Raw genomic sequence first — 21,018 nt, 5'->3', positions numbered from 1 at the left:
CTGCCCGAAATGGATGGAGGACCTGCATGGAAAATCAATATAAAGAGGAATTTCGGGCCATCTTTCAAGAGCATGTCGTCCGCCGGGGCGGCGACCAATTGCTGGAGTGGCTGGAGAACACGGATTTTTTTACAGCGCCGGCCAGCACCAAGTTTCATTGCGCTTGTGAATATGGCTTGGTCATGCACAGCTTGAACGTGTATAAAGTGCTGCGGGAAAAGTATTTTGAGGAAGGGGACAGCGAGGAGAGCTTCGCCCTGTGCGGCCTGCTCCATGATATCTGCAAGGCCCAGTTCTATAAAATCTCCACCCGCAACGTGAAAAACGACGAGACCGGCCAGTGGGAGAAACGGCCTTTCTACACAGTCGAGGACGCATTCCCCTATGGCCACGGAGAGAAATCCGTCTACCTCATCGAGCGCTTCGTGCGGTTGAAGCCTGCCGAGGCCATGGCTATCCGCTGGCACATGGGCGGCTTTGATGACTCGGTTAAAGGGGGAAGCTTTGCCATCAGCACCGCGTTCGACCGCTACCCCCTGGCGGTGAAGCTTCACCTTGCCGATTTGGAGGCAACCTATCTGATGGAGCACGGCACCTCAGAGGTCCGGCACTGAGCCGGGAAAGGAAGGCTCTATGGACGCCATCGTCACCTACGATTTGACAAAAGAATATGGAGGCCGCCCTGTTCTGGAGAGCCTGAACCTTCAGGTGCCCCAGGGCCAGGCGTTTGCCTGTGTGGGGCAGCGGGGCTGGGGGAAAACCACGCTGATCCGCCTGCTGTCCGGTTTAGCCAATCCCACCTCTGGAGAGTGCACGGTGCTGGGGCTTTCACCCACATACGAGCCCCAAAGGCTCCACGCGGTAGCAGGCACCGTGCTGGATTCCGCCCGGCTCTATGCAAAAATGACCCTGTGGGAGAACCTGCGTTTTTTTGCGGGGATCCACGGCTTCGATGACAACGACGCCCTGGAGCGTTCCTCATTCCTTCTGCATAAGCTGGATATTTGGGAGGGGAGGGATCTGCTGGTAGAGAGCCTCCCCACAGGGGTGCTCCGCCGCGCTTCCTTGGCCCGTGCGTTGATGCACCGTCCGCAAATCCTGCTGGCGGATGAGCCTCCCAGCAGCATGGACCAGGAAAGCCTGGAGGCCATTCAGGCGCTGATGGGCTGTGTGGCCCAGGAAGAGGGCGTCTCCCTGTTTTTGTGCTGCTCCAATATGGAGTATGCACAACTGCTCTGCCAGAGCTTCGCCTTGTTGAAACAGGGCGTCCTGTTGGCAAAGGGCGATGTGGAATCCCTGCGGAAAGGTGCGGGGGTGGGATACCGGGCACAGCTCTGCACGCAAGAAGGGAATCCTGCTCCGGCAGGATTCCATCCCGTAGGAAATGTTTGGGAAAAGGAGATCGAGACAGAGGAAGCCATGTGCCAAATCATCGCCCAGGCGGTGGGGGAGGGGATTCCCCTTTACGAGGCCAGGCTTCTCCGCCCCACATTGCGAGAGATTTATTCCGCCTGGCTGGATGGCGGGAGAAGGAAGGTGTTGGAACCCTATGGAACGGCAGAAGAAACGTCCCCTGAGGACGGAGCCTCCGGAGAAGAAAGCGCAGAGCTCACCCAGGGGAGCTGCACACCGGAAGAACGCCCCGGAGCGGGGGAGGGAAGCGCCCTTGAAACAGGCAGCTCCGAAGAGGAGGTTTGACCTGCACCGCATCTTCTCCTCGGCAGAGATTGTCCTGGTGGGAAAGGATTTAGGGGCCATTTGGCGCAATAAAGGGACCCGTGCCCTGCTGATGCTCCTGCCGGTAGTACTGGTAGTGCTGGTGCCCCTTCTCTACTCAGTGGCCATCAGCTTTTTGCCCACGGAGGAATCCTTGGCAATGCCGGAACGGCTGGCTGCCATGCTCCACGGCTTGGAGGGACATGGCCCCCGCCAGCAGTGGATGGCGGCTTTTACCACGTTGCTGTGCCCAATGCTTTTTCTCTGTGTGCCGGTCATGTGCTCCGTAGTGGCAGCCTCCCAGGTGTTGGTGGGGGAAAAAGAAGGGGGTACCTTGGAGACACTGATGCTTTCTGCTATGGATACGCGCTCTCTGCTGCATGCCAAAGTAACCTGCTGCACTCTGCTCTCCATCTTGATTTCCCTGCTCTCGTTTATTGCCTTTGCCATTTCCATCTCTGTGGCGGATCTCTTTATGGGGGCGCCTTATTTCCTCAATTGGGAGTGGATTGCTTGCTTGGTGCTGGTAATGCCTGCCGTGGCGCTGTTCTCGGTGGTTTTCGTCAGCTGGGAGCTCTGCCGGGTGCACAGCGCGGGAGAGGCTTTGCAGACCATGGGTTACCTGCTTCTGCCCCTGCTTCTGCTTTACCTGATTCAGTTTACAGGTGTCTTTCGTGTTACGGCCCCGCTGCTGATCGCTATTGCGGTAGGTTTGGGAGTGCTTTCCGTCATCCTGTTCAATTTGACCAGCCGCCAGTTCCAGCCGGAATGCCTGCTTTCCCGTTCCCCGGAGGGCTGAGGACATGGATGTCTGGAACCAGGATGCCTCTCAGCTCACCTTTCAGGAGTGGCGCTCCCTGCTTTCAAGGGCCCTAGGGCGCGCCCAGCGCTTCGAGCTCCACTGCTGGAAGGACGAGTGCTCCTGGACCCGGCTCGCCTTGGGCTATGGGAGCCTCAAACCGGCGGAGTGGGAGGGAGGCGTTGTGGTGGAAGGTCCGGTGACTGACGCTTTCCGCCACATGCTCCTCACTTTAGAGCGGCCCACGGACCGGGAGGCCTACAACAAATTCACCCCCTTTTTCTCCATTGTGCTGGATGGGAGGGCCTTTTTCGAGCACTATGGAACCGAGCTGACCTTTCTGGAGAAGGAATAGAAAAAGCCGCTGTAAACAGCGGCTTTAATTAGAACCTTCGGTTGTAGCGCAGCTGCCCGTAGAGGATCAGGGCCACGCCTGCGATGACCCCCACGGTGAGGATGATGAGCTCCGTCTGTTCTGAATAGGCGATCCACCGCAGGATGCCCACGGCGCAAAATGCAGCGCCGATCAAGGCGGTTCCGGTGCCCACGCAGCGGCCATATACCCGCCGAAACTCTTCGGGGACCTTGCGCCTGCCTTTTGGGGAGGCCGTGATGTATCCCAAAAAATTCATCACGCCTCCGCCAATGCCCAAAACGCCAATCAGCAAAAGCAAAATGGAATCCATTTCCTTAACTCCTCTCTTTTGCCCCATTCTAGCACACCCCTTTGAGGAACGCAAGGCGTTTCCTTGACAACATGCTTTAAATTTGATACATTAAATAAAGACATGCAAAAACACAGGAAAGGAAGCGAAGGCTATGGAAATACAGTACACGCCCAAGGGCGTATGTTCCCGCCAAATCAACATTATTGTGGAGGACGGCGTGATCCAGTCTGTTAAGTTCACCGGCGGCTGCAGCGGAAACACCCAAGGTGTGGCAGCTCTAGCCAAAGGGATGAAGGTCAAGGAGTATTTGGAGCGCTGCCAGGGCATCCATTGCGGCGCTAGGCCCACCTCTTGCCCGGACCAGCTGGCGCAGGCCCTTTCTCAGGCCGTAGAAGATGGCCGCATCACCCTGTAAGTGAATCCACAAGAAAAAGCCCTTCCCACCTCAGAACGAGGGGGAAGGGCTTTTTGTAGGCCGGGCGTTACGCTGTTAAGCCCGGCATCCTCTCAGCCAAAGGGAGCTTTAGCAGCCGCAGCCGCCGCAGTTGCCGCAGCCACAGTCGTTGTTGCCGTTAAAGCCAAACCCGTTGCCGCCGCAGCAGCACAGCAGAATGAGGATGATGATGAGCCAAGTGCAGTTTCCGTTACACATGGAAAAGCCTCCTTTCAAGTTACACTCTATCTTATGGCGTACGGGGAAAAGTGTTACAGCCTTCATTTTTTACCAAATCAAAATTTTAAAAATTAGATTTCAAGAGAAAACATGAGGTAGAGGGAGAAAACAAGAGAATGAGTCTCCCCAATGATCCGGATTGACTTTCTTTGACCTTGATTTCCGGCGGGAAGTTGGTATAATTAAAGTCAAAGAAAGTCAAAGACAAGAAACAGCTGCGTAAGGATGGGTGAATGAAAATGCGTATCAGCGACAGCGTGGCAAACTATATTTTGGATCTGCTCAACCAGGAGAACGGAACGGCAGAGATTCAGCGCAATGAGCTGGCTAGCTATTTGGGGTGTGTCCCCAGCCAGATCAACTATGTGCTTACCTCACGCTTTACCCCGGAGCAGGGATACATTGTCGAAAGCCGGCGGGGCGGAGGAGGATATATCCGCATTACCCGCATGCGGCTCTCCCGGTCAGATATGATCATGCACATTGTCAACAGTGTGGGGGACAGCCTGGACGCCGCCACGGCACGGGCAATGACAAGCAATCTGCTGCAAAATGGCATGCTGGACCAAAGCGCGGCAGGCCTTATCCGGGCTGCCTGTTCGGAACACGCCTTGGCCGCTGTGCCCAAAGAAATCCGGGACACTGTCCGGGCGTCGATTTACAAAAATATGCTGTTAACCACCAGAACCCAATAAGGAGGGATGGATATGCTGTGTCAAGCCTGCGGAAAGAAGACTGCTACCACTCATGTTAAAACGATTGTCAATGGGAAGCTGACGGAATTCCACCTGTGCCCGGACTGCGCCAAGCAGAAGGGATACAACAACCTGTTTTCCGGTTGGAGCATGGATTTGGGCAACCTGTTGGGGGGCTTTTGGGGAAATGCCCAAGGCGGCTCTCAGGTGACACGGTGCCCCACCTGTGGCGCCAGCTTTGAAGAGATCACCCGCACAGGGAAAATCGGCTGCGCCGGCTGCTATAAAACCTTTCGCAGCCAGCTGATCCCCCTCATTCAGCGCATTCACGGCACCACCCGCCACAAGGGGAAAGTCCCCGGCGGCTCTGCCCTGCGCATTACAACGGGGGGACACCAGATGATGCCTGTGCAGGAATCTCCCCTGGAGGAAAAAAAGCGCCTGCTGAAACAGGCCATTGAGAAGCAGGATTTTGAAACCGCCGCTGTTCTGCGGGATGAAATCAAGGAGATGGAAAGCCATGACTGAGACTGCAAAATGGTATGAAAAGGCTGGCAGCTGCGGCGACGTGGTGGTCAGCACCCGGGTGCGCCTGGCCAGAAATCTCAAGCAGTATCCCTTTCCGGCCCGGGCTTCGGCGAGCCAGCGGGAGGCTGTGGAGCGGCAGGTGAAAGACGCCCTGCTTTCTGGGAACAGCATCCTCTCAAAGGAGTTTCGGTTTGTCCCCTTGGAGAATACCACCCAGGAGGAAGCCGTTTCCCTGGTAGAGCGCCACATTGTAAGCCCTGAGTTTATTGCGGACCGCCGGGGCAAAGCGGTGCTCATCTCGGCGGATGAGAGCATCTCTATCATGGTCAATGAGGAGGACCACCTGCGCATTCAGGTCCTGCGGGAGGGGTTTTCCCTGAAGGAGGCCGCCGAGACTGCTGACCGCATTGATACCCTGCTCAGTGAAAACCTGGATTTTGCCTTCGACCCAGAGCTGGGCTACCTTACCCAGTGCCCTACGAATCTTGGCACTGGCCTGCGTGCCTCCGTGATGCTGCACCTTCCGGGATTGACAGAGAGCGGCGCAATGCCCCGTATCGCCTCCAATCTCTCCAAGCTGGGCCTGACCATCCGGGGCACCTACGGAGAGGGAAGCAAAAGCATAGGGGCGCTATATCAGCTTTCCAATCAGATCACCTTGGGCCTCAGCGAGAATGAGGCTATTGAGAACCTGCGGTCCATCACGGTACAGCTGATGGAAGAGGAGCGTAAGGCCAGGGCGCAGATGAGTGAGGAAATTGCCTGGCAGGATAAGATAGACCGGGCTGCGGGTGTCCTGAAAAGCGCCCGCGTCCTTTCCAGCAGCGAGTTTATGGAGCTGCTTTCCTATATACGCCTGGGCCTTTCCACCGGGGTGCTGCAAGGCGTCACCACCCAGGAGCTCAACGCCCTGATGGTGAATGCGCAGCCAGCCACCCTGATGGCAAGGGCGGGCAAACAATTGGATGAAACACAGCGCGACGTGCTTCGGGCGGATATGGCCCGAGAGGTGTGCGCGAAGATAAAGGAGTGAACGCTATGAAATACCGTTTCAATGGTTTTACTGAAAAGGCGAACAATGCCATGAACCTGGCCATCTCTTCTGCGGAGGAGCTGGGCCACGATTATGTGGGCAGCGAGCATGTGATGCTGGGCCTGCTAAAGGAAGGAACCGGCGTGGCCTACACCGTGCTGAATAAGCTGGGCGTAACGGCAGAGGCTTACGAGAAGCTCATCCGGGAACGCATTGGCACAGGAGAGCCCACTGCGCTTTCCACAGAGGAGTTCACCCCCCGCACCAAGCGTATCCTGCAAGTGGCGGCCGTGGCAGGGGCGCAGCTTCACAATGCGTATGTGGGCACCGAGCATCTTCTTATCGCCATCATCGAGGATGGCCAGAGCTACGCCATGCGCTTCCTGCAGATTTTGGGAGCCGACCCCAACCGCATCGTCTCCGAGCTCTCTTCCATGCTGAACAACGCTTCCCTCCACAGCCAGGGGCAGTCCCATCCTGCCAATGGGGAAGAGGGGCAGCAGGGAGGCCGGGCCCTGGATCAATTCGGCCGGGATCTGACCCAGCTGGCCGCCCAAGGCAAGATCGACCCTGTCATTGGCCGCCAGAACGAGATCGAGCGGGTCATCCAGATCTTGTGCCGCCGCACGAAAAACAACCCCGTGCTCATCGGCGAGCCCGGTGTGGGCAAAACCGCTGTGGCCGAGGGCTTGGCCTTGAAAATCCAAGCGGGTGAAGTGCCGGAACTGCTAAAAAACAAGCGCCTGGTGTCCCTGGACTTGACCGGCATGGTGGCCGGCACCAAGTACCGCGGCGACTTTGAGGAACGCATCAAGAGCGCCATTGACGAGGTGAAGCAGGACGGCAATGTCATCCTGTTCATTGACGAGCTGCACACCATCATCGGCGCCGGTTCCGCCGAAGGCTCGGCGGATGCTGCCAACATCTTGAAGCCCGCCCTGGCCCGGGGTGATTTCCAGGTCATCGGCGCCACCACCATCAACGAGTACCGCAAGCACATTGAAAAGGACGCCGCCCTAGAGCGCCGGTTCCAGCCCGTCATGGTGGGGGAGCCCACAGAGGAAGAGGCTGTCCAGATTTTGAAGGGTCTGAAAGACCGGTATGAGGCCCACCACAAGGTGACCATCACCGATGAGGCCATTGATGCTGCTGTGAAGCTCTCCTCCCGGTATATTGCGGACCGGTATCTCCCCGACAAGGCCATCGACCTGATCGACGAGGCGGCCTCCCGGGTGCGGCTGCGCACCTTCACCGCGCCGGAGGACCTGCAGGACCTGGAAAAGAGGATTAAGGACATTGAGATCGACAAGGCTGCCGCCGTCAATGCCCAGGACTTTGAACGCGCCGCGTCCCTGCGGGATAAAGAGAAAGAACTGCAAGAGCAGCTGGAGCGCGCCAAGGATGAGTGGGCCTCTAAAAACGAGCGGAGCAACAGCGTGGTGGTCCCCGGCGACATTGCGGATATTGTCTCCATGTGGACCGGGGTGCCCGTCACCCAGCTGACGGAAGAGGAGAGCCAGCGGCTGCTGCGCTTGGAGGAAACCTTGCACAAGCGTGTTATCGGCCAGGAGGAAGCCGTCACCGCCATCTCAAAAGCCATCCGCCGGGGCCGCGTGGGCCTGAAGGATAAAAACCGGCCCATCGGGTCCTTCATCTTCCTGGGCCCCACCGGCGTAGGTAAAACGGAGCTGTGCAAGGCCCTGGCTGAGGCCATGTTCGGCGATGAAAAGGCCATGATCCGCTTCGACATGTCCGAGTATATGGAAAAGCACACTGTCTCCCGCCTGGTGGGTTCCCCTCCCGGGTATGTGGGGTTTGACGAGGGCGGCCAGCTGACAGAGGCCGTGCGCACCAAGCCCTACTCCGTGGTGCTATTCGATGAGATCGAGAAGGCCCATCCGGATGTGTTCAACATCCTGCTGCAAATTTTGGAGGACGGCCGTGTCACCGACTCCCAGGGCAAAACGGTGGACTTTAAAAACACCGTCATCATTATGACCTCCAATGTGGGCGCCCGGCTGATCACCGACAAGCAAAAGAGCCTGGGGTTCTCTCAAAACGACTCCCAAGAGGCCGCTGCCGAAGCGGACTTTGAAAAGACTAAGGAGCTGGTCATGGGGGAACTGAAAGCCCTGTTCCGGCCAGAGTTCCTCAACCGTGTGGATGACATCATTGTGTTCCACAAGCTCACCAAGAACGATACCCAGCAGATTGCCCGGAAGATGCTCTCCACCTTGGAGCAGAAGCTGAAGGATATGGATATCCAGATGAGCTTTACCGATGCCGCCATAGAGGCCGTGGCTGATAAGGGGTATGACCCCACCTACGGCGCCCGTCCCCTGCGCCGCGTCATTCAGAATGTGGTAGAGGACCCCATCTCTGAGAAGATGCTGGAAGGGGCTGTTACAGCCAACAAGACCTACCGCTGCGATTACGCGGAGGGGAAATTCACCTTCGAGCCTGTTGAAGCCGAAGGCCAGCAGTAAGATCCATTCCCATATAAAAGGGCACTGCCTGGGGTGGGAACAAGTCCGGTAAAACGGAGCCATAGATAAAAGGCCCCTGATGTAGGATGCAGACTACATCAGGGGCCTTTTTGCAATGCCCATACATGATGGGCGGTGCAGAGGCTTTTCCGGCAGGGATGGCTTTAAGTCCGAGGGCCAAAGCAGGTGGCGATATGTTTTTCGCATTGAGGGGGTGAGTAAATAAATTCGTCCATGTGGTCCCCTTGGAAAAAGTATTCTGGAGGGCTGGGCTTTTTGGGGTCTGGGTCAAAGGTCTCAATGAGGATGAGCTTCACCTTCATGCGGGTGGGCAGAATGCTTTTGATGAACACGCTGGCCTGCTGGCCGGGATAGATGTTCTCCTTCACTTCTGCCAATCCCGCCAGATTGGGGGCTAACTCCACAAATACCCCGTAGCTCTCAATGCTGCGGATAATCCCCCCCACTGTTTCTCCCGGCTTAAACCTAGCGGCATTTTCCGCCCAGGTTCCCAAAAGTTCCTTGTGAGAGAGCGTCACCCTCGCATTTTCACGGCACTTTACCACCGCGCGAATGTCCATCCCTACCAGGAACCGCTCCCGTGGGTGCTCAATGCGGGAGACCGAGATAGAGTCGATGGGCAGCAGGGAAACGATGCCGCAGCCAATGTCTGCAAAGACTCCGAAGGGCTCGATGTGGGTCACCCTGGCGTCAATCACATCGCCGGGGGAGAGTTTGCGGACAAATTCTTCCCGGCACTTCTCCTGGGCGGCCCGGCGAGAGAGCAGCGCCGTAATGCGCCCGTATTCATCCCGGATAAAGTCCTGCACCAAAAAACACACCGGCCGGTTTACCCGGGAAAGGATGGCGATATCCCGCACGCTGCCATCCTTAATGCCGATTGCCCCTTCCTCCCGGGGGATAAGACCCCGCATAAATTTCAGGTCTACGATCAGGTTGTGCTTGGAATCGCACATGATGGCCTTGGCTTCCAAAATGGTTTGGTCCCGCATAGCCTCTGCCAGGGAAGCAGGCGTTTGCAGCGCTGCCCTGTTTTCAAAGGTGTCAATCAAATGGCCTTCCGGATGAAACTGCATTTTCTGTTCTTCCTTTCTCTGCAAGGGCGGACCGCCGGGAGTTCCAGGGCCCGGGAAGCCGCCAAAACAGGCGCGGCCTCCTGCCCCTCCTGTGATACAAACATGTTTATGCATCCAAGAAAGGGAAAATGCGCGGGGAAAGGTTGCATCTTGTCCGCTTTTAGAGTACAATATTTTCTGCATCAGTTTTCTGCGCCGGATGGCTCCGGCATGGATAAAGAAAGGAAGAAACACAATGAAGCGTACATTTTTTGCGGGGGTTTCCGCCCTGCTGTGTGCCTGCCTGCTGGCGGGCTGCGGTTCTGCTGAGTCCACCGCCGCTACCACTGTCATCGGCACTACAGAGAGCGTGGTCTCTCAGGGAGATACTTCCTTACAGCCCAAGGATAACGGCAAAAAGGTAGGATATCAGCTGGACATGCCCGAGGAAGGGGAAGAGATCGCCGTCATCACTATGGAGTCCGGAGAGGTCTTTAAGCTTCGCTTTTTCCCGGATGAGGCCCCGAAAGCCGTCTACAACTTTAAAGTCCATGCCTTAGAGGGCTACTACGACGGCCTGACATTCCATCGGATTATTGAAAACTTTATGATCCAGGGCGGCGACCCCCAGGGTGACGGCACCGGCGGGGAAAGCGTCTGGGGAGAGCCGTTTGCCGATGAATTCAACGACAACCTGCTGAACATTGATGGGGCTGTTTCCATGGCAAACTCCGGTGCCGACACCAATGGCAGCCAGTTCTTCATCAACGCCACGGGAGGCATGTCTGCCGGTTGGGATTACTACCAGCAGGGCTTTGATGTGTACGAGCAGAGCCCCGAGGCCTTTACCTCTACTTATGGCGCTTGGGTGGATATGGACAAGGTGACAGACGCCGTAAAAAAACTTTACGAGGAGCACGGGGGCAATCCCACGCTGGATGGGTATTACTCCACCACAGGCCGCGGCCACACTGTGTTCGCCCAGGTTTTTGAGGGAATGGATCAGGTATATACCCTCTCTCAAGCCGATACCGATGATAATGATAAGCCTTTGGAGGATATGGTCATCCAGTCCGTTGAAATTGTCCCTTACGAGGCGGAATAACCTCTGGCGCAAAAAAGATAGCAAAATCCCCCAGAACGCATGTCTGGGGGATTTCTGTGTCTTTATGCTTCAGTGGGCTTATCCTGCTCTGCCTGTGCCAGCTTGTAGGAAAGCGTCATCAAGCTGTCGTTCATATGCACGTTTTCCACAATGGCGTCCGGATGCTTCATGGTGATGTCATAATGGCTGAAGTTCCAGAAAGAGCGGATTCCCAGCCTATACAGCTCGTCAGATACCGCCTCTACATAGACCTGGGGAATACAGAGAATGGCCATCAGGGGGCTGTTCTCCTGGTAAAAAGCCTGTATTCCGGCGTAATCCAGAATCTCATGGCCGCTGATCTTTCCTCCAATCACGTTGGGCGCTGTATCGAATACGCCGATCAAAGTGAAGCCCAGCTGCTCAAAGGGCATGTGCCGGGCAATGGCTTTGCCCAGGTTGCCTGCCCCCACCAGGATGCAGGGATGGCGCTTTTGGATGCCCAGGATTTTTTCAATCTCTCCGCAGAGTTGGCTCACATTGTAGCCATACCCTTGCTGGCCAAACCCGCCGAAACAGTTAAAATCCTGGCGGATCTGCGAGGCGGTAAAGCCCATCTTTTCCGAAAGCTCCTTGGAGGAGACGCGGGTTACACCTTTTTTCCCCAGTTCATTGAGGAACCTGTAATACCGGGGCAGGCGCCGGATAACAGACATAGAGACGTTCTGCTTTTTCTGGTTCATGTGTCGTTACTTCCTGTGGAACAAATTTTTTGGGAGAGAGTTTACAGCATCTCCCGCAGCTTTTCATCCACCGCCCGGAGGAACCCTTCCGTGTCCACTTTTTTGATCTCGGGCAAAGTGGACATAGAGGCCAGGTCGCCGGTCATCACGCCGGACTCGATGGTGGAGAGGGTGGCGGCTTCCAGCTTTCCGGCAAAGGTCATCAGCGCCTCGTTGCCGTCCAGCTCGCCCCGCTTGCGCAGGGCGCCGGTCCACGCGAACAGCGTGGCCACCGAGTTGGTGGAGGTAGTCTCGCCTTTCAAATACTTGTAGTAATGGCGCTGCACCGTGCCGTGGGCAGCCTCATACTCACAGGTGCCGTCAGGAGCCACCAGCACAGAGGTCATCATGGCCAGGCTGCCGAAGGCGGTGGCCACCATGTCGCTCATCACGTCCCCGTCATAGTTCTTGCAAGCCCAGATGAACCCGCCTTCGCTTCGGATCACACGGGCCACGGCGTCGTCGATGAGGGTGTAGAAATACTCGATGCCGGCCTCCTTGAATTTGCCGGCGTAATCTCTGTCGAAGATATCCTGGAAAATATCCTTGAAGCGGTGGTCATACTTTTTAGAGATGGTGTCCTTGGTCGCAAACCAAAGATCCTGCTTCATGTCCAGGGCAAAGTTAAAGCAGGAGCGGGCAAAACTCTCAATGCTCTTGTCCGTGTTGTGCAGCCCCTGAATGATCCCGGGACCATCGAACTGATGGATCAAGTATTTTTCCTCTGTGCCGTCCGCCTTAGTCACCAGCAGTTCTGTTTTAGCGCCCGCGGGCACCTGCGCCTCTACGTTCTTATACACGTCGCCATAGGCGTGGCGCGCAATCGTGATGGGCTTGCGCCAGCCGGGGATGAAGGGCGTGATGCCCCGCACCAGGATGGGGGTGCGGAACACGGTGCCATCCAAAATGGCGCGGATGGTGCCGTTGGGGGATTTCCACATCTCTTTCAGGTGGTATTCGTCCATCCGGGCGGCGTTGGGGGTGATGGTGGCACATTTCACCGCCACGCCGTATTTTTTGGTGGCCATGGCAGAGTCTACCGTCACCTGGTCATTGGTCTTATCCCGGTTTTCCAGGCCCAGGTCATAGTATTCCGTGTTCAGGTCGATGTAGGGAAGAAGCAGGATCTCCTTGATCATCTTCCAGATGACACGGGTCATCTCGTCGCCGTCCATCTCCACCAACGGTGTTTTCATGGGTATTTTTTGAAACTCAGCCATGGTCCATCTTCTCCTTTGCCGCATTATTTTGATATGGAATAATTTTCCTTCTCTAACAACTCAAAAGGCCGCCCTCCATTCTTGGGCTATGTGCTCTATTATCGCCGAAAAGCAAAGTTCTGTCAATGCATTTTCCCATCATTCTTCCTAAAAAGCAGCGCTTTTCTCACAGGAAAGCCATTTCCCGCAGGAAAAAGATCAGCAAAAACATGGTGCCAATGGAAAAGATGGAGCTGAACACCACCAGCTGTCCCGCCAGCTTGTCATCGCCGCCCATCTGCTGTGCCATGGTGAAAGAGGAAACCGCAATGGGTGCTCCAAACACGGTCAGTAGCACCGCCAGCGGCGCATCCCGGAAGCCCAGCAGGATGGCAATGCCCAAGAACAGGGCTGGAAAGGCAACCAGCTTGGCACCCAGGACGATCAGCACTTCTTTGATGTAGCGGCCCACGTCCCCAAAGTTGAAAGAGGCGCCCAAAATAATAAAGGCCAGGGGCGTGGCAATTTCCTTCATCTGAGAGACAGTGTCATAAACCGGCGTGGGCAGGGGAACGCGGAACACCACAAAGAGCACCCCCAGCACCGAACCGATAATCAGCGGGTTGGTAACAATGCCCAGAAGGATCTTTCCGAAGTTGGGCTTTTTGCCGTTGAATATCTCCAGAGAAATTACAGCCAGCACATTGTACAGGGGGATAATCACAGCAATTAAAATGGAAGCCAACCCGGCGGCTGTATCCCCGAACAGGGCCGTGCTGATCGGGATGCCGAACAGCACAAAATTGCTGCGGAACATGCCCTGCAGCATTACTCCCCGCCGGGAATTGTCCTTTTCCAGCAGGATGGCCAGGCACAAGGAGAGCACGAACTGGATGGCTACCCCTGACACCGCATATAGAAGCAGCTGTGAGTTAAAACTCTCTGCCAGCTCGGTATCGTAGATGTTCACAAACACCAGCAAGGGCAAGAATATCTTAAAGATGACCTTGTTCACCTGCTTGACGGTCGTCTCGTTCATCATCCCCGTGAGTTTGATGCCGTAGCCCACCGCCATCAGCAGGAACAAGGGCAGCACGATCTCTAGGGAAAGAATCAGGCTGTCCAGCAAAATGCCCACGCTCCTCGTTGCCAGAATGATTGATCTCATTATAGCACTAAAGCAGAGGATAGGCAAACGAAACTTCCCCAAAAGAAGAAATACGGCGCTTTCCCTTGCCCTGCTGGGAAACAAATGATATAATAACAAAATAGGCGTGCTGTGCCCTGCCTTTTTCTTGAAGGACCAGTATGTTTCCCCGGCTTTTTTGGCAAACTATCCTTTGTAAAGGAGGATGCTGCCATGAAGAAGGAAGAGGAAAAGAGGCTTCGCCGCCTGGCGGCCAGCGCCGCAGAAGAGGCGGGAGAAGAAGAAATCAGTGCGCCCGCACCCCAGAACGCCCTGGCGGGAGACGGCTCTGTCACCACCCGGTGTGATGGGAAAACGATCCATTGCCTGACAGTTATCGGCCAGATTGAGGGGCATTACATCCTGCCCTCTCAAAACAAGACCACGAAATATGAGCATGTGATCCCGCAGATTGTGGCTGTGGAGGAGGACCCCCAGATTGACGGCTTGCTGATGCTTCTCAACACGGTGGGAGGCGATGTGGAGGCGGGCCTGGCCTTGGCAGAGCTGGTGGCGGGCATGAAAAAACCCACTGTTTCCCTTGTGCTGGGCGGGGGCCATTCCATCGGAGTCCCCTTGGCTGTAGCGGCCAAACGGTCTTTTATCGCGGAGTCCGCCTCAATGACTATCCATCCGGTGCGGATGAACGGGCTGGTGCTGGGAATTCCCCAGACTCTGGAGTATTTCCGCCGCATGCAGGACCGCATCACAAATTTTGTCACACAGAATTCCAACATCAGCGCCGAGCGCTTTATGAGCCTGGCGATGAACACCCAGGAGCTGGTCATGGATGTGGGCACGGTGCTCGATGGTCCCGACGCTGTGGAAGAGGGCTTGATTGACTCTTTGGGTTCCCTCTCTGACGCCATGGACTGCCTGTGCAGAATGATTGACCGGGAGAAAGGGCGGAAGAGAGGCTCCGCCAAACGAAAGAAAGCAGAGTGATAGACCGGCGGTTTTTCCGCCGTTACATAAAAGGAGGAGATTTATGACTATTTTTGAAGCCATCATCCAGGGGATCATCCAAGGGGCTACCGAGTTCCTGCCAGTTTCCAGCAGCGGCCACCTGTCTATTTCAAAACACCTTTTTGGCATCGAGCTTCCCGGTATTCTGTTCGATATTATGCTCCACTTGGGCACGCTGGTTGCCGTGGTATTCGTCTACCGGCAGCTGATTTGGCGCCTCATCAAGGAGTTTGGCTCCCTTTGCGTGGACATTGCTCACCGCAATTTCAAGTGGAGCGAGATGAATCATGACCGGCGGCTGCTCTTCATGCTGGCCATTGGGCTTTTGCCCCTGTTTTTGCTGTTCCTGCCTATCCCCGGCACTGGCTTGGACATCAAGGGGCTTTCTGACCTGCTGGGGTCCGATTCCGATATCCTGGTTGAGGGCTTGGCCCTGCTTGCCACCAGCGCCTTGCTTTTTGCGGGCATCCATGCCAATAAGCGCGTTAAAGAGACGCACCGCCGCAAGGATCGCTCGGGGCGCGTAATCACCAGCAGCGGCCGGAAAAAGATACATACCGTGGACGCCATCTGCATTGGTGTCACCCAGTGCCTGGCCGCCGTCTTTCCCGGCCTTTCCCGCTCGGGATCTACGCTTTCTGTGGGGCTGCTGCGGGGCATCAATCAGCAAACCGCGCTGGACTATTCCTTTGTACTGGGCATCCCGTCCATTGCGGCTGCCGCCCTGGTGTCCCTGCTGGATATGGGAGACCAAGCCGGCGCTGTGGGGGCTGGCCCGCTTATCGCGGGGATCGTCACCTCGGCTGTGGTTGGCTTTTTAGCCATTAAGCTGCTCAAGTGGATCGTCACCACCAACAAGCTGCGGATCTTCGCGTTCTACACCTTGATTGCAGGAGGCATTGTGACGATTCTGGGCATCGTAGAGCATATTGTGGGAAAAAACCTTTTTACAGGCCTGCCCCTGTAAAGCGTGCCGCCTGAGGGCGGCAAACCGGTGAGCTTGTGGAAGAGAAGGAGGGAGACTTTTGCCAACAAAGCAGAGCGCATCGAAGAAGAGGCCGGCGCAAAAGCGGACCCCGCCAGCCTCTTCCGCCAAAAAGAAGGCCACAGGAAGGAATGGGGCGAAAAGCACTTCCCGAGGAGGAAGGGGAACCCAGAGCCCGCCCCTTACGGCGGAAGCCATCCGGCAGAAGAACCAGATTCGGGCAGTGGTGCTGTTTGCCTGCGCCATTCTGCTGGGCTGCCTGGCACTCATCCCAGGGGACAATCTCTGGCGCTGGGTCCACAACGCGATTTTAGGGCTGTTTGGCAGCTGGGCGCTGCTGTGGCCCGTGCTGATGATCTATGTGGCAGTCATCACTGCCATGGAAAAGCCTCGCGGCTCTATCAGCGGCAAGGTTTGGATGACCGCCTTGGTCATCGTGTTATTTTGCGCTACCGGCTTCATCTTTGGAGGGAAATCCATTCCAGACGGTTTGAACTTTTGGGAATACATAGTATATCTCTACACCCAAAATGCAGGGACCAGCGGCGGCGTGGTAGGCGGGCTTTTAGGCCTTCCGCTGCTTCGGGCGGCAGGGGGTGTGGGCGCCCGCATCATCATTGTGCTGCTTCTTTTTGTGGCGGTGATGATTCTCACCGGCACCACGCTTATCGGCCTGTTCCGAGTGGTTAAAAAACCGGTGGATATGGTCAGCGAGGGCCTGGAGAGCGCCCGGCTGCGCCGGGAAGAGGAGCGCCTGATTTTGGAGCGGGAAACCAGCATTGATGTCCCCCTTGAGGAACAGCTGCCCGCCCACCCTGTGCGTTCTGACTCTCCCGCCAGTTTGTTCCCGCCTCCTCCAGAAAAGAAGAAGTCCCCCAAGAAGAACGAGAAGCTGGACCGCTTGAAGGCCGTCTTTGGCGTAGAGGACTCCCCAGAGGAGGCGGAACCCTCCGTGGAACAGGCGGCATCCGGCACACGGCCTGCAGAGGCCGCTGCCGCGAAGCAGGTGGAAGAGGGGACACAGGCCCTGGAGCGCGCATTGGAGGAGATTGGGGAAATCCACATCCCTGCGCCGCCTGTGGAAGCCGTCCATTCCGATCCTCCCCATCTGGATCCCCCCGGTGAAACAGGGGAGGAAAGCGCCAAAGCCCCGGCTCCCGTTCCGGAGGGCCCTGCTGTTCCGGATGACGTGAAAGAGCTCACGGAAAAATTCATGGAGCAGAAGAAGCGCAATGACCGGAGGGAGGCTACCCCTGCCCAGCAGCTTCAGTACCAAACGGCGGAGCCCGCGAAGGCGTACTGCTTTCCGCCGGTCACTATGCTGGCGGTAAGCCCCCACGGCAACCCTGTTCAAGAGACAGAGGAACTGCAGACGAACGGCCGCATCCTGGTGGACACCCTGAAAAGCTTTGGCGTGCAAACCAAGATCCTGGATATCTGCCGGGGCCCTTCTGTCACCCGGTATGAGATCCAGCCCGCTGCCGGCGTGAAGATCAGCAAGATTACCAACCTTTCTGATGACTTGGCGCTGAACCTGGCCGCCACCGGTGTGCGCATTGAAGCGCCCATCCCCGGAAAGGCTGCCGTAGGCATTGAGGTGCCCAATAAGAGCCGCAGCACCGTGCGGATGCGGGAACTGATCGAGTCTAACTCCTTCCAGTCCTCCAAAAGCAAGTTGTCCGTAGCCTTGGGCCGGGATATCGCCGGGCAGGCCGTCATCGCGGACCTGGCCAAAATGCCCCATCTGCTTATCGCAGGCACCACCGGTTCTGGCAAATCCGTGTGTATCAACTCCCTCATCGTCAGCATGCTTTACAAGGCCAGCCCCGATGAGGTGCGCTTCCTGATGATCGACCCCAAGGCGGTGGAACTGACGGAGTACAACGGCATGCCCCACATGCTGGTGCCCGTGGTCACCGACCCCCGCAAAGCCTCTGGCGCTTTGGGGTGGGCTGTCTCTGAAATGATGAAGCGCTATAAGATCTTCTCTGAGTTTAACGTCCGCAACCTGAAGGGGTATAACAGCCTGGCAGCTTCCCAAAGCTATCAGGATGAAAACGGCCAGCCCATGCCGGCCATGCCCCAGATCGTCATTATAATCGACGAGTTGGCCGACTTGATGATGGCCGCCCCCAAAGAGGTGGAGGACTCTATTTGCCGTTTGGCCCAGCTGGCCCGCGCTGCCGGAATGCATCTGGTGGTGGCCACCCAGCGCCCCTCTGTGGACGTGGTGACCGGCTTGATCAAGGCCAATATTCCCAGCCGTATCGCCTTGACGGTTTCTAACGCCGTAGATTCCCGCACCATCTTGGATTCCGGCGGCGCAGAAAAGCTGCTGGGCAATGGCGATATGCTTTTCGCCCCGGTGGGAGTGACGAAACCCCTTCGCGTTCAAGGCTGCTATGTCAGCGACGAGGAAATCTCTTCTGTGGTGGAGTTTGTCAAGCAGACCAAGTCCATCGAATATGATGAAAAGGTCATCGAGGAGATCGAGCGCAATGCTGCCAGCGATCCCAAGTCTGAGGACAACGGGGACAGCGAGGGCGGGGGAGACCCCATGATCGACGAGGCCATCAAGGTGGTGGTAGAGGCAGGCCAAGCCTCCACTTCATTGCTGCAAAGAAGGCTCCGCCTGGGCTATGCCCGTGCCGGACGGCTCATCGACGAGCTGGAACAACTGGGTGTGGTGGGTCCCCACGAGGGGTCGAAACCGCGGCAGGTGCTGATGACCTACGCCCAGTGGCTTGAAAAGAACATGCAGAAGGGGGATTCCCCCCACGAAGAGGAGTAAAAACCGCCATGGGGGAGAGACGCGTTAAAGGGAAGGGGCGTCTGCTTCGTGCCTGGGCCTCCCGTGCGGCGCTGTGCGCATTATGTGGCTTGCTGGTGTTTTCTGCCGCCCCGGCGGGACAGTCCTTTTGGACCAAGGCTTATACGCTTTCCGGCTTTCGCGGCCCCCAAGGGGAGGCGGGCCTGCGCCTTCATATGATTGACGTGGGCAAGGCCGACGCCCTCCTTCTGGAATGTGAAGGGCATGCCGCCTTGTTGGATGGGGGCACCTCTGCCTCCGGGGACCGGGTGGTGGACTACTTGCTCCGGCTGGGAATAGAGAGCTTGGACTATGCCATCGCCTCCCATCCGGACAGTGACCACACCGGCGGGCTCTCCCAAGTGCTGGAGGAAGTCCCTGTGGGAGAGCTGGTGGTTTATCCCTGGCCAGAGGCCATGCGCCGCACCCTGGAATACAGGGCCCTAGAAGACGCGGCTCGATCCTCTGCTGTTCCCGTGCGGCAGGTTCGCCCTGGGGAAAGCCTTTCCCTGGGCGGCACAAAGCTGGAAGTCCTGGGCCCGTTGCGGGACTATGAGGAAACCAACGATTGTTCCCTGGTGCTGCGGCTGGACTATTTGGGATTTTCTGCTTTGTTTTGCGGAGATATTGAATATCAAGCGGAGTTGGACCTGGTCAAATCCGGCGTGGATTTGGACGCCGACCTGCTCAAGGTGGCCCATCATGGGAGTGCGGGCTCCAGCTCACAGCGTTTTCTGGAAGCGGTTTCTCCCACATACGCGGCAATTTCCGTGGGGCCGGATAACAGCAACCTGCCCCGGGAGGAGACTCTTCTCCGCCTTGAAAGCGTGGGAGCTGAGATTTACCGAACCGATACCGATGGGGACCTGGTATTCTCCTGGGACGGGGAAGAATTGTCCCTTTGGAGTGAATTTTACAACACAGTGGAAAGGACAGAAGAGAAGCCATGAAACAGCTTGTCATCGACCGTTTAGAGGGCAAATATGCCATCTGCACCGATAAGGACCAGAAGTTCTTCGCCATCGAATTGCCAGAGCTGCCCGCAGGGGCAAAGGCTGGCAGCGTGCTCACCATCACCGATGAGGGAGAGCTTCGCCTGGATGAGGAAGCCGCAAAGCCGGGCCAAAAGGGCGCGGGCCGAAGCGGCAAAAAAAGGTAAAGGGGGAGAGGACCATGGGAAAGCTGCAATTCCTTCTGCGCTGTGTCAAAGACATGGATTACGCCGAGCTGTTCCGCACGGTGGGGAAAGTTCACAAGCTGACCGGGAAGAACTCCGCCGCCATCTTGACGGATGTGATCCAGTGCGGTCTGAAATATGGTGCTGGCTTCAACGATTATCTGCTGTGTGAGTTCTACAACCTCACTGATGCCCAGCGGGCCACCTACATCACCCGCAAGGTGAACAACGACCTGGTGCGCATTCTCAATGACCGGGACTACTACCATTTCTTTGACAACAAGACGGAGTTCTACACCACCTTCGCCAAGTACATCGGCCGCCAGTGGCTGGATTTCTCCAAGGCCAGCAAAGAGGACTTCAAAGCCTTTATGGAGACGCGCGATGCGGTGATGGTCAAGCCGGAGTCCTCCAGCGGCGGCTTTGGGGTGAACAAGCTCTTCAAAAAGGATTTTTCCAGCCTGGACGCCATGTACGACCAGTTAAAGGCGCAGGGCATCGGCGTGGTGGAGGACGTGCTCCAGCAGCACGAAACCATGAACAAGATGAACCCCCACGCCATCAACACCCTGCGGGTGGTCACAGTGCTCAACGAGACGGGCCCCCACATCGTCTATGCCCATATCCGCATCGGCAACAGCGACCGGCCTGTGGACAACCTCCACTCCGGCGGCATGTTCGCCCCCATTGACCTGGAAAAGGGCGTCATCCAGTACCCTGCCTACGATAAGGCACGCCACACCTATACGGAGCATCCCCGCACCCACACCAAGATCCAGGGCTTTGCCATCCCCTATTGGGAGGAGGCCAAGGCCATGTGCCTGGAGGCCTCTCAGGTGGTGCCCCAGATGCGCTATGTGGGTTGGGACGTGGCCATCACGCCCAACGGCCCTGTGTTCGTGGAGGGCAACAACCTGCCCGGCTATGACATCCTGCAAATGCCGCCCCACACCCCGGATAAGATCGGCATGCTGCCCCGCTTCCGGGAATTTGTGAAGGGGATCTGAAATAAAAAAGACAGCTACATGCGTAGCTGTCTCAGCCTGTAGAAAAACCTGCTCCGGCAATTAAGCCAGAGCAGGTTTTTTGCTTGGAAACGAAAGCGGAAACGGAAAAAGCATCAAAACAACAGCTACACTTTTCCCCCATCCTGTTC

Annotated in this window: 22 protein-coding genes; 16 read left to right on the top strand and 6 right to left on the bottom strand. The window is 56.8% G+C overall.

From position 1 onward, the window contains the following. Window positions 1-26: 26 nt before the first annotated feature. Genes ODJ80_RS05680 through ODJ80_RS05665 form a run of 4 tightly spaced genes read left to right on the top strand, consistent with a single transcriptional unit; the run spans window position 27 to window position 2,870 of the window. Window positions 27-614, top strand: a complete 588-nt coding sequence (locus ODJ80_RS05680; RefSeq protein WP_178864434.1) for an HD domain-containing protein — start codon at window positions 27-29, stop codon at window positions 612-614. 19 nt (window positions 615-633) lie between these two features. Next, complete coding sequence (locus ODJ80_RS05675) at window positions 634-1,698, top strand: ABC transporter ATP-binding protein (RefSeq protein WP_263041291.1); 1,065 nt, start codon at window positions 634-636, stop codon at window positions 1,696-1,698. Next, window positions 1,667-2,515: a hypothetical protein gene (locus tag ODJ80_RS05670; RefSeq protein WP_263041290.1), complete on the top strand. Its 849-nt coding sequence runs from the start codon at window positions 1,667-1,669 to the stop codon at window positions 2,513-2,515. The genes ODJ80_RS05675 and ODJ80_RS05670 overlap by 32 nt, the downstream gene beginning before the upstream one ends. A 4-nt stretch (window positions 2,516-2,519) precedes the next feature. Further along, complete coding sequence (locus ODJ80_RS05665; protein WP_263041289.1) at window positions 2,520-2,870, top strand: hypothetical protein; 351 nt, start codon at window positions 2,520-2,522, stop codon at window positions 2,868-2,870. A 28-nt stretch (window positions 2,871-2,898) separates the two neighbouring features. On the opposite strand, the gene ODJ80_RS05660 is transcribed toward ODJ80_RS05665, so the two are convergent. Further along, entirely contained in the window at window positions 2,899-3,201 is a 303-nt protein-coding gene (locus tag ODJ80_RS05660; protein ID WP_263041288.1) for a hypothetical protein, read from the bottom strand. 133 nt (window positions 3,202-3,334) lie between these two features. Between ODJ80_RS05660 and ODJ80_RS05655 the strand changes: the two genes are divergently transcribed. Continuing rightward, window positions 3,335-3,598: a TIGR03905 family TSCPD domain-containing protein gene (locus ODJ80_RS05655; protein WP_178864429.1), complete on the top strand. Its 264-nt coding sequence runs from the start codon at window positions 3,335-3,337 to the stop codon at window positions 3,596-3,598. 108 nt (window positions 3,599-3,706) lie between these two features. Here the strand turns inward: ODJ80_RS05655 and ODJ80_RS05650 are convergent, their stop codons facing one another. Next, complete coding sequence (locus tag ODJ80_RS05650; RefSeq protein ID WP_263041287.1) at window positions 3,707-3,835, bottom strand: hypothetical protein; 129 nt, start codon at window positions 3,833-3,835, stop codon at window positions 3,707-3,709. A gap of 254 nt (window positions 3,836-4,089) precedes the next feature. On the opposite strand from ODJ80_RS05650, the gene ODJ80_RS05645 reads away from it, so the two are divergent. Genes ODJ80_RS05645 through ODJ80_RS05630 form a run of 4 tightly spaced genes read left to right on the top strand, consistent with a single transcriptional unit; the run spans window position 4,090 to window position 8,598 of the window. Further along, window positions 4,090-4,551, top strand: a complete 462-nt coding sequence (locus ODJ80_RS05645; RefSeq protein WP_317619870.1) for a CtsR family transcriptional regulator — start codon at window positions 4,090-4,092, stop codon at window positions 4,549-4,551. Window positions 4,552-4,563: 12 nt separating this feature from the next. Then, window positions 4,564-5,079 carry a UvrB/UvrC motif-containing protein gene (locus tag ODJ80_RS05640; protein ID WP_263041286.1) on the top strand — a complete coding sequence of 172 codons (516 nt, stop codon included), beginning with the start codon at window positions 4,564-4,566 and terminating at the stop codon, window positions 5,077-5,079. Continuing rightward, on the top strand, window positions 5,072-6,112 hold the full coding sequence (locus ODJ80_RS05635) for a protein arginine kinase (RefSeq protein WP_263041285.1): 1,041 nt from the start codon (window positions 5,072-5,074) through the stop codon (window positions 6,110-6,112). Before ODJ80_RS05640 ends, ODJ80_RS05635 begins: the two co-directional genes overlap by 8 nt. A gap of 5 nt (window positions 6,113-6,117) precedes the next feature. Beyond that, window positions 6,118-8,598, top strand: a complete 2,481-nt coding sequence (locus tag ODJ80_RS05630) for an ATP-dependent Clp protease ATP-binding subunit (protein ID WP_263041284.1) — start codon at window positions 6,118-6,120, stop codon at window positions 8,596-8,598. Window positions 8,599-8,762: 164 nt separating this feature from the next. Here the strand turns inward: ODJ80_RS05630 and ODJ80_RS05625 are convergent, their stop codons facing one another. After that, window positions 8,763-9,695, bottom strand: a complete 933-nt coding sequence (locus tag ODJ80_RS05625) for a S1 RNA-binding domain-containing protein (protein ID WP_263041283.1) — start codon at window positions 9,693-9,695, stop codon at window positions 8,763-8,765. 235 nt (window positions 9,696-9,930) lie between these two features. On the opposite strand from ODJ80_RS05625, the gene ODJ80_RS05620 reads away from it, so the two are divergent. After that, window positions 9,931-10,779, top strand: coding sequence for a peptidylprolyl isomerase (locus ODJ80_RS05620; protein ID WP_263041282.1), 849 nt, complete (start codon window positions 9,931-9,933; stop codon window positions 10,777-10,779). A 62-nt stretch (window positions 10,780-10,841) separates the two neighbouring features. Here the strand turns inward: ODJ80_RS05620 and ODJ80_RS05615 are convergent, their stop codons facing one another. The 3 genes from ODJ80_RS05615 to ODJ80_RS05605 form a co-directional block, all read right to left on the bottom strand. Further along, on the bottom strand, window positions 10,842-11,501 hold the full coding sequence (locus tag ODJ80_RS05615) for a redox-sensing transcriptional repressor Rex (RefSeq protein WP_263041281.1): 660 nt from the start codon (window positions 11,499-11,501) through the stop codon (window positions 10,842-10,844). 41 nt (window positions 11,502-11,542) lie between these two features. Further along, window positions 11,543-12,760, bottom strand: a complete 1,218-nt coding sequence (locus tag ODJ80_RS05610; RefSeq protein ID WP_178864422.1) for an NADP-dependent isocitrate dehydrogenase — start codon at window positions 12,758-12,760, stop codon at window positions 11,543-11,545. A gap of 166 nt (window positions 12,761-12,926) precedes the next feature. Continuing rightward, window positions 12,927-13,907: an AEC family transporter gene (locus ODJ80_RS05605; RefSeq protein WP_263041280.1), complete on the bottom strand. Its 981-nt coding sequence runs from the start codon at window positions 13,905-13,907 to the stop codon at window positions 12,927-12,929. Window positions 13,908-14,099: 192 nt separating this feature from the next. On the opposite strand from ODJ80_RS05605, the gene ODJ80_RS05600 reads away from it, so the two are divergent. From ODJ80_RS05600 to ODJ80_RS05575, 6 genes are read left to right on the top strand one after another with little or no spacing between them, the layout of a single operon-like run. Further along, entirely contained in the window at window positions 14,100-14,870 is a 771-nt protein-coding gene (locus tag ODJ80_RS05600) for a ClpP family protease (protein WP_317619869.1), read from the top strand. A 43-nt stretch (window positions 14,871-14,913) separates the two neighbouring features. Then, complete coding sequence (locus ODJ80_RS05595; RefSeq protein ID WP_263041279.1) at window positions 14,914-15,858, top strand: undecaprenyl-diphosphate phosphatase; 945 nt, start codon at window positions 14,914-14,916, stop codon at window positions 15,856-15,858. A gap of 58 nt (window positions 15,859-15,916) precedes the next feature. Then, window positions 15,917-18,667 carry an FtsK/SpoIIIE family DNA translocase gene (locus ODJ80_RS05590; protein WP_263041278.1) on the top strand — a complete coding sequence of 917 codons (2,751 nt, stop codon included), beginning with the start codon at window positions 15,917-15,919 and terminating at the stop codon, window positions 18,665-18,667. A gap of 8 nt (window positions 18,668-18,675) precedes the next feature. Beyond that, window positions 18,676-19,635, top strand: coding sequence for a ComEC/Rec2 family competence protein (locus ODJ80_RS05585; protein ID WP_263041277.1), 960 nt, complete (start codon window positions 18,676-18,678; stop codon window positions 19,633-19,635). Beyond that, a complete protein-coding gene (locus ODJ80_RS05580) occupies window positions 19,632-19,844 on the top strand; it encodes a DUF3006 domain-containing protein (RefSeq protein ID WP_263041276.1) in 213 nt (70 codons plus the stop codon). Before ODJ80_RS05585 ends, ODJ80_RS05580 begins: the two co-directional genes overlap by 4 nt. Window positions 19,845-19,858: 14 nt before the next feature. Beyond that, on the top strand, window positions 19,859-20,869 hold the full coding sequence (locus ODJ80_RS05575) for a sugar-transfer associated ATP-grasp domain-containing protein (protein ID WP_263041275.1): 1,011 nt from the start codon (window positions 19,859-19,861) through the stop codon (window positions 20,867-20,869). Window positions 20,870-21,018 lie beyond the last annotated feature (149 nt).

The organism is Acutalibacter sp. LFL-21, assembly GCF_025630755.1.
GTDB lineage: Bacteria > Bacillota > Clostridia > Oscillospirales > Acutalibacteraceae > Acutalibacter > Acutalibacter stercoravium.
Note: the sequence above shows the minus strand (reverse complement) of the source record. Positions and strands in the feature narration are given on the sequence as shown.